The sequence below is a fragment of the Paenibacillus taihuensis genome, from assembly GCF_003386535.1.
Classification (GTDB): domain Bacteria; phylum Bacillota; class Bacilli; order Paenibacillales; family Paenibacillaceae; genus Paenibacillus_Z; species Paenibacillus_Z taihuensis.
Genome location: NZ_QTTN01000028.1, coordinates 28,052 through 42,217, shown reverse-complemented (window position 1 = coordinate 42,217; position 14,166 = coordinate 28,052). Strand labels below are relative to the sequence as shown.

Sequence of the window (14,166 nt, the reverse complement as noted above, 5' to 3'; positions counted from 1 at the left end):
ATGATGCAGATGAGACGATGGTTGATCCGTAACACGATGCTCGTAGCCGTCGTCCTGTTCGCACTTCTCGCACTTCTGCCGGTGGCGGCAATGGCAGCATCGAATGGGCCTGACGATCAGATGCAGCAGACAGAACAGATGGATCGACCGTCAGCATCGAGGTCAGGTGCCGATCCTAGTGCGCCCGAAGTCAATGCAGCGCTTGCGAATCAACAGCTGAAGGGCATTAACACGGAGGCTGTTGAGGATTACTGGAACAAGCTGATGAAGGAATACAGCGGCTTCTTCCCGGAAAATAAAGTGCCAAGCTTTGCGGAGATGGTCGTGCCAGGCGGCGAAGGACTCAAACTGACGACGGTCATCTCGGGACTGCTGAGATACGTGCTGCACGAGATCCTTTACAATGGCAAGCTGCTCGTCACGATCGTCATTCTGACGGTGTTCAGCATGATGCTGGAGACGATGCAGACCGCGTTCGAGCGTAATACTGTGAGCAAAGTGGCCTACAGCATCGCCTACATGGTCATGATCGTGCTGGCGGTGAACAGCTTCAACGTCGCAATCGGCTATGCGAAGGACGCCATCACCGGAATGATCCAGTTCATGCTCGCGATGGTGCCGCTGCTGCTGACACTGCTTGCAACAATGGGGAGCGTCGTTACCGTTTCGGTGCTCCATCCGCTCATTGTCTTCATGATCAACGCGGTGGGCTCCATCATCTATACCGTCGTTTTTCCGCTCCTGTTCTTCTCTGCCGTGCTTCATATCGCAAGCGCCGTGTCGGATAAGTTCAAGGTAACGCAGCTGGCGAACGTGCTCCGCAATTTCAGTGTCGGGCTGATGGGCATCATGCTGACGGTGTTTCTCGGGGTTATCTCGGTGCAAGGGGCGACGGGCTCCGTCACAGACGGCGTAACGATGCGGACGGCGAAGTTCATTACAGGCAACTTCGTACCTGTCATTGGACGAACCTTCTCGGATGCTGCTGATACGGTCATGTCGGCTTCGCTGCTCGTCAAGAACGCGATCGGGATCGCAGGCGTAGTCATCATTTTGTTCCTATGCGCATTCCCTGCGGTGAAGATTATGACGCTCGCACTCATCTACAACGTATCTGCCGCCATCATGCAGCCGCTCGGTGACAGTCCGATCGTGACCTGCCTGCAGACGATCGGCAAAACTTTAATTTACGTCTTCGCTGCGCTGGCCGCAGTCGGACTGATGTTCTTCCTGGCCATCACGATCGTGCTTACGGCAGGCAACGCGGCGGTCATGATCAGGTGAAGCGCATGAAGCAGGAGGGGTTCGCATGCTGAACTGGCTTGCCGTATGGCTTCAGCAAATTATCGCGGTTGTGCTGCTGGCGGGCTTTATTGATCTGATTCTGCCAAACAAGGCGATGCAGCGGTATGTAAGACTGGTCGCGGGACTGATTATCCTTCTGACCATCCTGACGCCGATCATTCGGCTGCTCCAAGGCGACTTCAACGCAAGGCTGGATCAGCAGGTGGATAACTGGATTCAATCGACCAAGAATGACCAGCTCCACATGCCGACGCTTGAAGAGATTCAAGAGAATGCCAAGAAGCTGCAGCAGAAGCAGCAGGATTCGGCCTTACTGCTGACGGAACAGAGGCTCGGGGCATCCATGAAGGAAAGCATCGCAGAGTCGACCGGATTGCAAGTGGCAGGGGTGAACGTCAAGCTGATCGGAACGAACGGCGGAGATCAGGCACGAATCGACTCGGTCGTGGTGACATTAGCAAAGCCGGAACCAGGAACAGAGCCAGATGCAGATTCAGCAGCGAACTCAGAGTCGGTCCCGGAGGATGAGAGCGCGGCAACAGGTAATTCGAATTCGGGGAAGAACGTGAAGCCGGTCGAAGAGATTGAAGCGATCGAAGTTACGGTCCCGCCCGTGACGGATCAGCAGGGGAACACACCAGATGCTTCTGCAGAGGTTCAGCCAGTGAACAACGCTGCGGCAGCTGCCGTTAAGGAAGTGCTCCGGCAAGGCTGGAGTGTGAATCCGAAACGAATTGAAGTGCTGCAGCAGCAAGCGGATGCCGAGTCGGCAAAGTAGGGAAAGGGGAGAACGATGTTGGCCAAATGGCTGGATGCGCTGGAGTCATCAGTTGGAGGCGGTCGTGGAGGCGGAGGGCCGAAGCGGGTGAAGACGCTGCGCTGGCTGCTCATTCTCGGAGGGATCGGAGTCGCGCTAGTTATCCTGAACTCTTTTCTCACCTATCGCCAAGTACCATCCGCAGATCAGCAAACAACAGCGTCCAATGCTCCGCAGACGGAAGCGGCTTTGGGGCCAGGCGGTTCATCGAACAGCCCTTTTGACGTCATCGAGCATTCGCTGGAGAATCGGCTTAAAGAGATCTTGGAGATGATCGTGGGCGTAAGCGATGTCGACGTGCTGATAACGGTGGACTCCACGGAGGAATCGGTCGTACAGCTAAACCAGAAAGAATCGCAGCAGATTACGAACGAAAGCGACAAGAATGGCGGTAAACGAAGCATCACAGCCCTGACTAAGGAAGGACAAGTGGTGCTCTACGATACATCCGGCGACCAATCGCCAATCATTGTGAAGAAGCTTCAGCCGAAAATTCGCGGTGTACTGATCGTCGCGAAGGGTGCAGAGAACGGTACGGTAAGACGGCTCATTGTCGACGCTGTCGAGAAGGGCCTTAATGTTGCGGTCAACCGAATATCGGTTGTTCCCCGCAAACACCAATAAAATTTCAATTGGACAATGAAAAGGGAGGCTGTTCGTAAATGAACAACAAAAGGCAAACGATTTGGCTAGTATCCATGCTGAGTTTAATGGTCATTTTGTCGGCTTATTATTTGTTTACTGAGGATGTAGGAACGCCAAGCAACATGGTCACTGACGGAACGCAGCAGCAGCAGAGCGCAGCTTCGAACGCGACGGAGGCTTCCAGCGATGCTGGCAACGACAACGGCATTACCGTATCCGAAGTAACAGGCAATAAAGACGCGAATGCAAGCACAGATGCAACGGCAACGAACAGTACGCAGGATGCTTCGAAGGACAGCACAGCTGCGGCAGACAATAGAGCGGCAGCAGACGCAGCGGATCAAGAAACGCTCAAGCAGCTGGAGAAATCCGGCGCAGTCAGCGAGAGCGTGTTCAGCCAAATGCAAGAGAAGCGCGATCAGAAGTTCTATGATGAGTACAACAAGCTGCTGGGCACCATCTCCGATACGAAGCAGGACGAGAAAGCGGCCGGCGCGGCTGTTGATCAGCTGAATCTGCTGGAAGACAAGAGCACGAAGGTTACTGCCCTTGAAGAAGAGCTGACGAAACAATTCAGCAATGCGGCTGTCGTATCTGACGATAATGACCGTTACAAAGTCGTCGTCCAAAGCGAGAAGCTCGAGAAGAGCCAAGCGGAAACGATCCTGTCCATGGTCATCAACGAGCTTGGCGTATCTCCGGATCAAGTGACGATTCAATATGTGAAGTAAACGGTCTAAGAGAGAGCCCCATTGCCAATGCTATAGGCAATGGGGCTTTTTCCCATCCAGGCTTGTATAAAAAATGGGTTCGTGTTCCGGGTGGTTTATGCTATAATGAGCATTGGTATGTGCAGGTTTGGTAAATTGCACCTTACCCACTGTTATTGTTACTAAGAAGCATCTTCCCTGAAGATGCACTACATTTTTAGGAGTGAAACGATGTTTAAGCTGAGTGAGATAAAAGAATTGATCAAACTGGTTGACGGTACTTCCGTCCATGAACTTGAAATCGAAAACGATGGCGCACGCCTAATGATTCGTAAACCCGGCAAAACAGAAGTGGTGAATGTACAAGCTGCTTCAGCCATTCCTACATATACGCAGGCGTATCAGCCGCAGGCAGCAGCACCGGCACCAAGCCCGCAAGCAAGCGCGCAAGCGTCGCAGCCGGCAGCTACTGAGAACTATCACCAAATCGTATCGCCGATGGTGGGTACTTTCTACCGCGCGTCCTCGCCAGAGAAAGGTGCTTACGTGAATGTTGGCGATCGCATTAACGAGAAGTCGATCGTATGTATCCTTGAAGCGATGAAGCTTATGAATGAGCTTGAAGCCGAAGTACGCGGCGAAATCGTTGACATCCTTGTTGAGAATGGCCAGCTTGTCGAATTCGGGCAGCCGTTGTTCCTGGTTAAACCGGAGTAGCATTTGAAGCGAAAAGGGAATCAAGTACAATAGCATGCGCGAAAGGAGCTTACCCATGAAATTCAACAAAATATTGATTGCAAACCGGGGCGAAATCGCTGTGCGTATTATTCGTGCTTGCCGCGAGCTCGGCATTCAAACCGTTGCTGTTTATTCGGAAGCGGACCGTGAATCCCTTCATGTACGTTTAGCTGATGAAGCTTATTGCATCGGACCGGTTGCGTCCAAAGACAGCTACCTGAACTTGACGAATATTATGAGCGTTGCAACGTTAACCGATTGCGATGCGATCCACCCGGGCTACGGCTTCCTGGCGGAAAATGCGGATTTCGCTGAAATTTGCGAATCCTGCAACGTGACCTTTATCGGTCCTTCCCCGCAAGCGATTAGCAAGATGGGTGATAAAGCGGTTGCAAAATCGACGATGAAGCAAGCCGACGTACCGATTATCCCAGGCTCTGACGGCCTGATCGAAGATATGGATGATGCCATTCGCGTAGCCCGCGAGATTGGCTATCCGGTTATTATTAAAGCAACTGCGGGCGGAGGCGGCAAAGGCATCCGTATTGCAGAGGACGAGAATTCCCTCATTTCGCAAATTACGACGGCTCAGCAGGAAGCGCAGAAGGCTTTCGGCAATGCCGGCGTTTACCTTGAGAAATATTTGACGGGCATGAAGCACGTTGAAATTCAAATTATGGCCGACAAGCATGGCAACGCCGTTCACTTGTTCGAGCGTGACTGCTCCGTGCAGCGCCGCCGCCAGAAGCTTGTCGAGGAAGCGCCTTGTCCGATTCTTAGCCCGGCGCTTCGTGAGCGTATGGGCCAGGCAGCTGTGCGCGCTGCGCTTGCTGTTAACTATTCCGGCGCTGGCACTCTTGAGTTCTTGCTCGGTCCAGACGGCAACTTCTACTTCATGGAGATGAATACGCGTATTCAGGTAGAGCATCCAGTAACAGAATTGATTACTGGCGTCGACCTGATTAAAGAAATGATCTCTGTGGCAGAAGGCAATGAGCTTTCCTTCAAGCAAGAAGATCTGAAGATTAACGGCTGGTCGATCGAATGCCGGATTAATGCGGAAGATTCGGAGCGCGGCTTTATGCCTTCGCCAGGTAAGATCGACTTCTACTTGCCGCCAGGCGGTCTAGGCGTGCGTGTTGACAGCGGTGCATATCCGGGTTATACGATTTCCCCGCATTACGATTCGATGATCGCGAAGCTGATCGTCTGGGGCGCAACGCGTGAAGACGCGATTGCACGGATGAAGCGGGCACTCGGCGAGTTCGCGATCGATGGGATTAAGACGACGATTCCGTTCCATATGAAGCTCTTGAATCATCCGAAATTCCTCAAAGGCAATTTCGATATCAAGTTCCTCGAGGACAATGACATTAACAATCCTGTAGAATAACCGCGAGAATCGCGGTTGTGACAATTGGACTGGTTTGTCATAATTCCTTTGGAATGCTATAGTATAGGAATAAGAAGCGGATAAGCTATCCATGCCAAAATTGGCGGATATACGCAACTTTTACGGGAGGTGTAGGATAACCATGAGTACGCTAGCAGCGGACTACGAAAAGACGGACATGGGCACTATTCAAATCGCACCCGAAGTGATTGAGATCATTGCTGGACTTGCGACAATTGAGGTAAAGGGCGTTGCAGGCATGAGCGGCGGTTTCGCCGGCGGCATTGCAGAGCTACTGGGCCGTAAAAACTTGTCCAAAGGTGTAAAGGTTGAAGTTGGGCAGCGTGAGGCTGCAGTCGATGTCTCCATCATTGTGGAATACGGCAATCGTATTCCGGAAATTGCGGCTAACATTCAGAACAACGTGAAACGGTCCATCGAAATGATGACTGGTCTCCATGTAGTCGAAGTGAATGTGCATATCCATGACGTTCATTTCAAGACAACAGAGAAGCTGGAAGAAGATGAGATCGTTACGCGCCTAAAGTAGAGATGCAATCGTCAATCGTAAATGAATGATGACATACCCCCTAGTGGTTGGGCTTGCCGCTCGGCGCTAGGGGGTTTTATCTAGTCCGCCCCAAGGAGGAATCTCACGTTGATTAGAGTGCTGGACAAGTTCCTATTATTCTTATACAGCTTGGCGATCGGTGCGGTGGCTGTCATTGCATTCAGCGCAGGCATGTACTGGTTCCCTGAAGAGTGGCTGATCAATCTCGTACATAATACATACAGCGGCGACTATGACTGGCTGCAGGCGACGGTGCTCATCGTCTCCGCGCTTGTCTTTATCATTAGCCTTCGTTTCTTCTATGTATCGCTTAGACGGAGCAATTCATCCGCACCGTCGATTGACCAGCGGACGGAATTCGGCGACATTCGCATCTCGCTAGAGACCGTTGAGAACCTCGCGCTTAAGGCAGCAAGCCGCCAGCGCGGCGTGAAAGATCTGAAAGCAAGAATTCGAATTAGCGACGCAGGCATTGAAGTGTCATTGCGCGCCATTGCTGATGGTGAAAGCTCGATTCCGGTTCTTACTGAAGAAATACAGCGTGCCGTCAAATCCCATGTGGAAGAGATTACAGGTATTCCTGTAGCCGGCGTGTCTGTATTCGTAGCTAATATCATCCAAACCGCGAACTTTAAAAGTCGCGTAGAATAGAGGTGATGCCGATGTGGAAGGAAGTCTGGACAACCTACGGGGGACGGATAACCGGTGTAACAGCAGGTATCATTCTTGGTCTTCTTTATTTTATTGTAGGTTTTTGGGACATGCTGTTTTTCGCCTTTCTGCTTTGTATCGGCTATACCATAGGCAAAGCGAAAGACCAACAAAGAGGCCCCATTATTCCATGGCAGCGGCTTGGCGAATGGCTTATGGAACGATGGAGGCCGTTTAGATAATACTATGGTCTCCTCCGTACCCCGGACTTAAGTGGATTCGTTCGGGGCAGGGAGGAGATCATATTTTGACCAATGTGATGAATCGGGAGGCACCATGAAACGTAGGCTAGCACGGGAAATTGTGGTACAAAGCTTGTACCATATGGAAATGAATGAAGAAGCAACAGCAGCATCCGCAGTGGATATGCTGGTGGATGAAGTGAAAGAAGAGAATGAGATCGAAGCGGACGCTGCGGACGTTCACCGCATTGATGAATATGTGCGCGAAATGGTTCAAGGCGTACTTGAGCGCAAATCAGCGATTGATGATATGCTGCAGCACTATTTGACGGGTTGGCAAGTCGATCGTTTGTCTCGTGTAGATCGGCAGATCCTTCGCCTCGCTTGCTATGAGCTTGTATTCCGGGATGATGTGCCGCCTAAGGCAATCATCAACGAAGCCATCGAGCTTGCGAAGCATTTCGGTACGGACGAGTCCGGCAAGTTCGTCAACGGCGTTCTAGGCCGTCTGCTGCAGGCGCTCGATGAGCTCAAGCCGAAGGCTTAAACTTATGAGTTAACGATAGCGAGTCTTCACTCGCTTAACGGTAGCCCCTTGAGTCCTTTTACAGGATTTAAGGGGCTTTAAGAAAATTTAGTCCATTTTCAAGCGTTCAAAACTGCTATCATAACATCGATTCAGGAGTGATTACGAGAATGACTGCACAGCGTATTGAAGGTAAAGTGATTTCGGATGCAATCCGAGTTGAAATTGGAGAAGAAACGGCGAAATTGTCTGCGCAAGGCATTCAGCCTGGTCTTGCCGTTGTCCTTGTCGGCGAAGACGCGGCTTCGAAGGTGTATGTAGGCAGCAAGGAGAAAGCATGCCAGCAGCTTGGTTTCTATTCAGAGGTTCACCGTCTTAGCGGCGATGCGTCTGAAGAAGAGCTTCTGGCGCTAATCGATAGACTCAACAATCAATCGACGATTCATGGTATTCTCGTGCAGCTGCCGCTGCCGAAGCATATCAATGAGAAAGCGGTTATCGATGCAATCAGCCCTATGAAAGACGTGGATGGCTTCCATCCGGTCAGCGTCGGCAATCTCGTGATCGGTGACGATAGCTTACTGCCTTGTACGCCAGCAGGCGTTATCGAGCTAATTAAGCGGACAGGCGTATCCATTGCTGGCAAGCATGCAGTCGTTATTGGCCGCAGCAATATTGTCGGCAAGCCGGTATCGATGCTGCTGCTTCGCGAGAACGCGACTGTGACGATCTGTCATTCGCGTACAGCGAATATGGAAGAGATCGCAAGAACGGCTGATATTCTAGTCGTAGCGATCGGCAAAGCCAAGGCAATCGGCAGCAAGTTCGTGAAGCCGGGTGCGGTCGTTATCGACGTCGGCATTAACCGTCTGGAAACCGGCAAGCTGGCTGGCGATGTCGACTATGACGATGTGCTTGAAACAGCGGGCTATGTGACGCCGGTACCGGGCGGTGTTGGTCCGATGACGATTACAATGCTGATGCTGAACACGCTGAAAGCGGCGAAACAACAACACGCAATCCAGGGGTGATAAGCGGAAGATGGCGGATCGCACGCGTATATTTTCGATTAAAGAGATAAATCGTTATATTGGCATGAAGCTGGGATCGGACGAGCTCCTCGGCGATGTATGGATTCGCGGGGAGATCTCTAATTTCACGCATCATTCAAGCGGACATATGTATTTCACGCTTAAGGATAAGGACAGCCGGCTCAAGTGCATCATGTTTGCTTCTTACAATCAGCGGCTGCCCTTCATTCCGAAGGAAGGCGCGAAGGTTATTGCAAGGGGCAATATCTCCGTTTACGAGCGTGACGGCAATTATCAATTTTACTGTATCTCCATGCAGCCGGACGGGATCGGAAGTCTCTATCTGGCCTATGAGCAGCTGAAGAAGAAGCTGCAGGATGAAGGCTTGTTTGACGCAGCACGGAAGCGGCCGATCCCGCGGTTTCCGAAAGCAATCGGCGTAATCACGTCTGCAACAGGCGCGGCCGTGCGGGATATAATCATTACGCTGCAGCGCCGTCACCCTTCTGTGCCGGTGCTGCTTTTTCCCGTTCTCGTGCAAGGGACAGGCGCTGCGCCTTCAATCGTAAAAGCGATCGAAACAATGAACCGTTTAGCCGAAGTCGACGTATTAATAATAGGCCGTGGCGGCGGGTCGCTCGAAGAGCTATGGGCGTTCAATGAAGAGGCGGTTGCGAGAAGCATTGCCAGATCACGCATTCCGGTTATTTCGGCGGTTGGACATGAGACGGATTTTACGATAGCTGACTTTGTCGCAGACCTCCGGGCCGCAACGCCAACAGCTGCCGCAGAGCTTGCCGTTACGAGTGTTCATGAGCTGAAATCGAAACTGGCTCAGACAGAATCAAGGCTTGTGAGTAGTTTGCGAATGTCTTTGAACAACCGTAAGGAACGTCTTGCGCGGCTGCGCAGATCGCCATTATTCATAAATCCGCGCAAATATTTATTGCAGCATGCCGAGCGGCTAGACCGCGCACAGGAACGGCTGCATGTGAGAGTGCTTCGCCTTGCGGAACGAAACATTGATAAATATAAACGCCTCAGCGGAGCGCTTGCCAAGATGCATCCTGGAGCGCAAGCTGCGCAAGCAGCGAAGCAGCTGGAGCGTGTATCGGACCGGCTGCAGTCGACAATGGCAGCAGGCATGAAGGAGAAGCGGATGCAGCTGCTTGCTTCAATGAGGCAGCTTGATGCGCTTAGTCCACTGAAAGTCATGTCCAGAGGGTACAGCCTGATCTACGATGAGCAGGAGAAACGGCTCGTGAAATCGGTGAATGACGTCCAGCTCGGCGACCTTGTGAAGGTTAAAGTTGCAGACGGTCAGCTGGAATGCCAAGTATGGGGAATTAATGGGGAGGCCAAAGCAGATGGCAGCTAAAGAAAAAGTGTTGGAAGAAGAGGCGATTAGCTTCGAAACGGCAATGGAACGTCTAGAGTCGATCGTAAGCAAGCTTGAGAGCGGCGATGTTCCGCTTGAGACGGCGATCGAATTGTTCCAAGAAGGGATGAAGCTGTCCCAGCTGTGCGGCGCCAAACTTGAGGATGTTGAACGTAAGATCGAAGTGCTCATTGAAACAGAGAACGGCTTACATAAAAAACCGTTTGCCCAGACAAACGAGGAATAGAGGGATTGCCAGTGAAGACTTCGGTTTCTACTGCCGACTACTTGAATCGCTCCGTCTTGGAAATCGAAGAGGCGCTGCATATGTCGCTCCCGCAGGAATGGGATATTCCGCCGGCACTTCGGGAGTCGATGATGTATTCCTTGGAGGCGGGCGGTAAACGTCTGCGGCCTATTCTCGTTCTGACAGCGGCTGAGGCAGTTCACAGCAACAGTCTTGCCCGCAGCCAGGCAATGCCGGTGGCGTGTGCGATTGAGATGATCCATACGTACTCGCTCATTCACGATGATTTGCCAGCGATGGATAACGATGACTATCGAAGAGGCAAATTAACCAATCATAAAGTATACGGTGATGCGATGGCTATACTTGCCGGCGATGGGTTGCTCACACATGCCTTCTACGCGATTACTCGTTCTGCTGCGCTTGGAACTCCACCAGAGACGGCGCTCGCGATCGTATCGGATCTCGCAAGGCTTGCGGGTGCTCCGGGCATGGTTGGAGGCCAGGCGGCTGATATCTTAGGCGAGCAGGGCGTTACCTCACTTGCTGAACTGGAGTACATCCACTTGCACAAGACCAGCGACTTGATCGTGTTCTCCGTGTTGGCTGGAGCACGGATCGGCGGCGCAACGCAGCAGCAGCTGGAATCGCTGCAGCAATTCGCCCGCAAGCTTGGGCTAGCTTTTCAAATCCAGGACGACATTCTGGATCTGATTGGCGACGAGGCGAAGCTTGGCAAGCCGGTGCAAAGCGACGTGCAGCAGCAGAAGGTAACATACCCGTTCTTGCTTGGCATGGAGAAGAGCGTGGCGCTCGTGGAGCGTTTAACGGAGGAATCCAAGCAAGCGCTGGCTGATGCGAAGTTGGCAAATCCGGACAATTTGATGGCAATTGCTGATTATTTAATGAATCGGGATCATTAATTTGACCGTGAAATTATCAAGATTATCGAGATTGAACAGACAATTGTCGTTTTTGCTTAAATCGTATGTTATAATTTAGCCACATTTGACGTTTAATGGATTACGGGTCAACAATAACCCGTGAAAGCGAGGAAATATCGTGTTACTGGAACATATTCATGAGCCGGCTGATCTTAAACCACTATCGATCGCCCAATTGGAACAGCTTGCTGCGGAAATCCGCTCGTTCCTAATTGAGAAGCTGTCAGAGACAGGCGGGCATCTTGCGCCTAATCTTGGTGTTGTCGAGCTTACAATTGCGCTGCATTACTTGTTTGACAGCCCTAAAGATAAATTTATTTTTGACGTGGGCCATCAATCATACGTTCATAAAATTTTGACTGGACGTATGGAACAGTTCGATACGCTCCGTAAATATAAAGGGTTGTGCGGGTTCGTCAAACGTTCGGAGAGTGTGCATGACGTTTGGGAAGCCGGCCACAGCAGCACTTCGCTGTCCGCAGCGATGGGCATGGCGCTTGCCCGCGATTTGAAAGGCGAGAAGAACAAGGTCGTTGCTGTAATTGGCGACGGTGCACTTACAGGCGGTATGGCACTTGAGGCGCTGAACCACATTGGGCATGAGAAGAAGAATTTGATGGTCATTCTGAATGACAATGAGATGTCGATTGCACCGAACGTAGGTGCACTGCATCACTACCTAGGCAAGATCCGAACAGACCGCCATTATCAGAAGGCGAAAGAAGAACTCAATCAGCTGCTGAACAAAATCCCTGCAATCGGCGGGAAATTGGCGAAGACGGTTGAACGTTTGAAGGACAGTGTGAAGTATTTGCTCATGAACGGTGTTCTGTTTGAGCAATTCGGCTTCACTTATTTCGGTCCAGTAGATGGGCATGACTTGGTTCAATTGACGGAAACCATCGAGCAAGCTAGCCGCGTGCAAGGTCCGGTGCTTATTCACGTCATTACGGTTAAAGGCAAAGGCTACTCTCCGGCGGAAGCCGATTCGCATAAATGGCACGGCATTACGCCGTATAAGATTGAATCCGGTCAAGTGTTGAAAGCAGTTGGGCCGCCGATGTACACCGAAGTGTTCAGCGAAGCGCTCATGGACCTAGCTGAGCAGGACAGCCGAATCGTTGCCGTTACTCCAGCGATGCCGGGCGGATCCGGTTTGATGAAGTTCGCTGCGAAGTATCCGGATCGCATGATTGATGTCGGTATAGCAGAGCAGCATGCTGCAACCATGTGCGCAGCGATGGCGATGGAGGGCTTAAAGCCGGTTTATGCGGTGTATTCGACCTTCCTGCAGCGCGCGTATGACCAAGTCGTGCATGATATTTGCCGCCAGAACACGAATGTTGTGTTTGCGATTGACCGTGCAGGCTTCGTAGGCCCGGATGGCGAGACGCATCAAGGTGTATATGACATCGCCTACTTGCGCCACATTCCGAACATGGCTCTCATGATGCCTAAGGATGAGAACGAGCTTCGCCGGATGATGAAGACGGCGATTGATTATAATGATGGACCGATCGCAATCCGTTACCCGCGGATTAACGGGCTTGGCGTAACAATCGAACCTGAGATGAAGCCGATTCCGATTGGCTCGTGGGAAGTGCTTCGCGAAGGAGATTCCGCTGTTATTGCGGCAATCGGACCGATGATTCAAGTTGCAGAGGAAGCTGCTGACTTGCTGAAGCGCGAAGGGCTGCAGGTTCGTATCGTCAATGCGCGGTTTATTAAGCCGATGGATGAAGCGATGCTGCTGCAAATCGCCGAGGAAGGCTTGCATATGCTCGTCCTTGAGGAAGGCTCAGAGCTAGGCGGCCTTGGCAGTGCGATTATGGAGTTCTATTCGTTGAATGGTAAGTACGGCGTGCCGGTTCGGATTATGGGCGTGCCGGATGTTTTCGTCGAACACGGATCCATTAAGGAGCAGCGCCAGGAAATCGGATTGACGGCTGAGCATGTTGCGGCGGAGCTGAAAGCACTGCTGCCTCGTATGCGCAAGCGCGTTCCGGGTCAGGTATAAGAAGCAGGAGAAACCGATGACAATTGCAAAAGAAAGAATCGATGTCTTGCTCGTGGAGCAAGGCTTCTACGAAAGCCGTGTGAAGGCGAAGGCGGCGCTTATGGCTGGTCTCGTGCTCGTCGATGGGGAACGGATCGAGAAGAGCGGGATGAAGGTGCCCCGCGCGGCGAATATCGTCGTGAAAGGCGCCGTACACCCTTATGTGAGCCGCGGAGGACTGAAACTGGAGAAAGCGATTCGCCAGTTCGAGCTGAACCTGCAAGGTGCCGTTATGATCGATATTGGAGCGTCTACGGGAGGCTTCACTGACTGTGCGCTGCAGAACGGCGCGTCATACGTCTATGCGGTTGACGTAGGCTACAATCAAATCGACTGGTCGCTTCGTCAGGATGAACGAGTTAATGTGATGGAACGGACCAATTTCCGCTACACCGTTCCGGAAGATTTGACTGGACCGCAGCCAACGTTCGCAACGATTGATGTATCGTTCATTTCGTTGAAATTGATACTGCCGACGCTTGGAACGCTGCTAATGCGCGGTGCCGGTGTCGTTGCCTTGATCAAGCCGCAGTTCGAAGCGGGACGCGAGAAGGTCCCCAAGTCCGGTGTCGTTCGTGAGCCGAGCGTCCATCGCGAAGTGCTTGAGCAAGTGCTGTCGATGGCTGCGCAAGAAGGCTTCGCATTGCAGCATTTGACGTTCTCGCCTATTACAGGCGGCGAAGGCAATATTGAATTCCTGGCTCACTGGCTGTGGGAACCAGGCAGCAGCCAGGCGCCTCCAAGCGATGAAGCGATTGCTGCGGTTGTGAAGGATGCAGGGAGCACCTTCGCACAGGATTCCAAGCATTAATCAAAGTCTTTCATTTTGGCAGCTGCCAATGTGAAAGGCTTTTCTTAATTTATAACAAATTTCGCGCTGGACCTCTTTGCAGATCGGAAATTATTTGGTAC

Annotated in this window: 16 protein-coding genes; all 16 read left to right on the top strand. The window is 51.9% G+C overall.

Features of this window, described 5'->3' with window-relative positions:
• The 16 genes from spoIIIAE to A8990_RS20780 all read left to right on the top strand — a co-directional run bounded on the left by spoIIIAE (position 1) and on the right by A8990_RS20780 (position 14,065).
• Positions 1-1,284 carry a stage III sporulation protein AE gene (gene spoIIIAE, locus A8990_RS20855; RefSeq protein ID WP_245996130.1) on the top strand — a complete coding sequence of 428 codons (1,284 nt, stop codon included), beginning with the start codon at positions 1-3 and terminating at the stop codon, positions 1,282-1,284.
• Between the two features lie 25 nt (positions 1,285-1,309).
• On the top strand, positions 1,310-2,083 hold the full coding sequence (spoIIIAF, locus tag A8990_RS20850; protein ID WP_116190982.1) for a stage III sporulation protein AF: 774 nt from the start codon (positions 1,310-1,312) through the stop codon (positions 2,081-2,083).
• 15 nt (positions 2,084-2,098) lie between these two features.
• Entirely contained in the window at positions 2,099-2,746 is a 648-nt protein-coding gene (gene spoIIIAG / locus A8990_RS20845) for a stage III sporulation protein AG (protein WP_342772919.1), read from the top strand.
• A gap of 38 nt (positions 2,747-2,784) precedes the next feature.
• On the top strand, positions 2,785-3,498 hold the full coding sequence (locus tag A8990_RS20840) for a SpoIIIAH-like family protein (protein WP_116190981.1): 714 nt from the start codon (positions 2,785-2,787) through the stop codon (positions 3,496-3,498).
• 210 nt (positions 3,499-3,708) lie between these two features.
• Positions 3,709-4,194, top strand: coding sequence for an acetyl-CoA carboxylase biotin carboxyl carrier protein (gene accB, locus A8990_RS20835; RefSeq protein ID WP_116190980.1), 486 nt, complete (start codon positions 3,709-3,711; stop codon positions 4,192-4,194).
• Positions 4,195-4,249: 55 nt separating this feature from the next.
• Positions 4,250-5,608, top strand: coding sequence for an acetyl-CoA carboxylase biotin carboxylase subunit (accC, locus tag A8990_RS20830; RefSeq protein WP_116190979.1), 1,359 nt, complete (start codon positions 4,250-4,252; stop codon positions 5,606-5,608).
• 142 nt (positions 5,609-5,750) lie between these two features.
• On the top strand, positions 5,751-6,158 hold the full coding sequence (locus A8990_RS20825; protein ID WP_116190978.1) for an Asp23/Gls24 family envelope stress response protein: 408 nt from the start codon (positions 5,751-5,753) through the stop codon (positions 6,156-6,158).
• 108 nt (positions 6,159-6,266) lie between these two features.
• Positions 6,267-6,830: an alkaline shock response membrane anchor protein AmaP gene (gene amaP / locus A8990_RS20820; RefSeq protein ID WP_116190977.1), complete on the top strand. Its 564-nt coding sequence runs from the start codon at positions 6,267-6,269 to the stop codon at positions 6,828-6,830.
• Positions 6,831-6,841: 11 nt separating this feature from the next.
• The gene (locus A8990_RS20815; RefSeq protein WP_425463922.1) at positions 6,842-7,072 is read left to right on the top strand and encodes a DUF2273 domain-containing protein; all 231 of its coding nucleotides are present in this window, start codon (positions 6,842-6,844) and stop codon (positions 7,070-7,072) included.
• Positions 7,073-7,166: 94 nt separating this feature from the next.
• The gene (gene nusB, locus A8990_RS20810; protein WP_116190975.1) at positions 7,167-7,619 is read left to right on the top strand and encodes a transcription antitermination factor NusB; all 453 of its coding nucleotides are present in this window, start codon (positions 7,167-7,169) and stop codon (positions 7,617-7,619) included.
• A 149-nt stretch (positions 7,620-7,768) separates the two neighbouring features.
• A complete protein-coding gene (folD, locus tag A8990_RS20805; RefSeq protein ID WP_116190974.1) occupies positions 7,769-8,629 on the top strand; it encodes a bifunctional methylenetetrahydrofolate dehydrogenase/methenyltetrahydrofolate cyclohydrolase FolD in 861 nt (286 codons plus the stop codon).
• 10 nt (positions 8,630-8,639) lie between these two features.
• Positions 8,640-10,007, top strand: a complete 1,368-nt coding sequence (gene xseA / locus A8990_RS20800) for an exodeoxyribonuclease VII large subunit (protein ID WP_116190973.1) — start codon at positions 8,640-8,642, stop codon at positions 10,005-10,007.
• On the top strand, positions 9,997-10,254 hold the full coding sequence (xseB, locus tag A8990_RS20795) for an exodeoxyribonuclease VII small subunit (RefSeq protein ID WP_116190972.1): 258 nt from the start codon (positions 9,997-9,999) through the stop codon (positions 10,252-10,254). Before xseA ends, xseB begins: the two co-directional genes overlap by 11 nt.
• 11 nt (positions 10,255-10,265) lie before the next feature.
• Positions 10,266-11,177: a polyprenyl synthetase family protein gene (locus tag A8990_RS20790; protein WP_425463921.1), complete on the top strand. Its 912-nt coding sequence runs from the start codon at positions 10,266-10,268 to the stop codon at positions 11,175-11,177.
• Between the two features lie 139 nt (positions 11,178-11,316).
• Positions 11,317-13,215 carry a 1-deoxy-D-xylulose-5-phosphate synthase gene (gene dxs / locus A8990_RS20785; protein WP_116190971.1) on the top strand — a complete coding sequence of 633 codons (1,899 nt, stop codon included), beginning with the start codon at positions 11,317-11,319 and terminating at the stop codon, positions 13,213-13,215.
• Between the two features lie 16 nt (positions 13,216-13,231).
• Positions 13,232-14,065: a TlyA family RNA methyltransferase gene (locus A8990_RS20780; RefSeq protein WP_116190970.1), complete on the top strand. Its 834-nt coding sequence runs from the start codon at positions 13,232-13,234 to the stop codon at positions 14,063-14,065.
• Positions 14,066-14,166 lie beyond the last annotated feature (101 nt).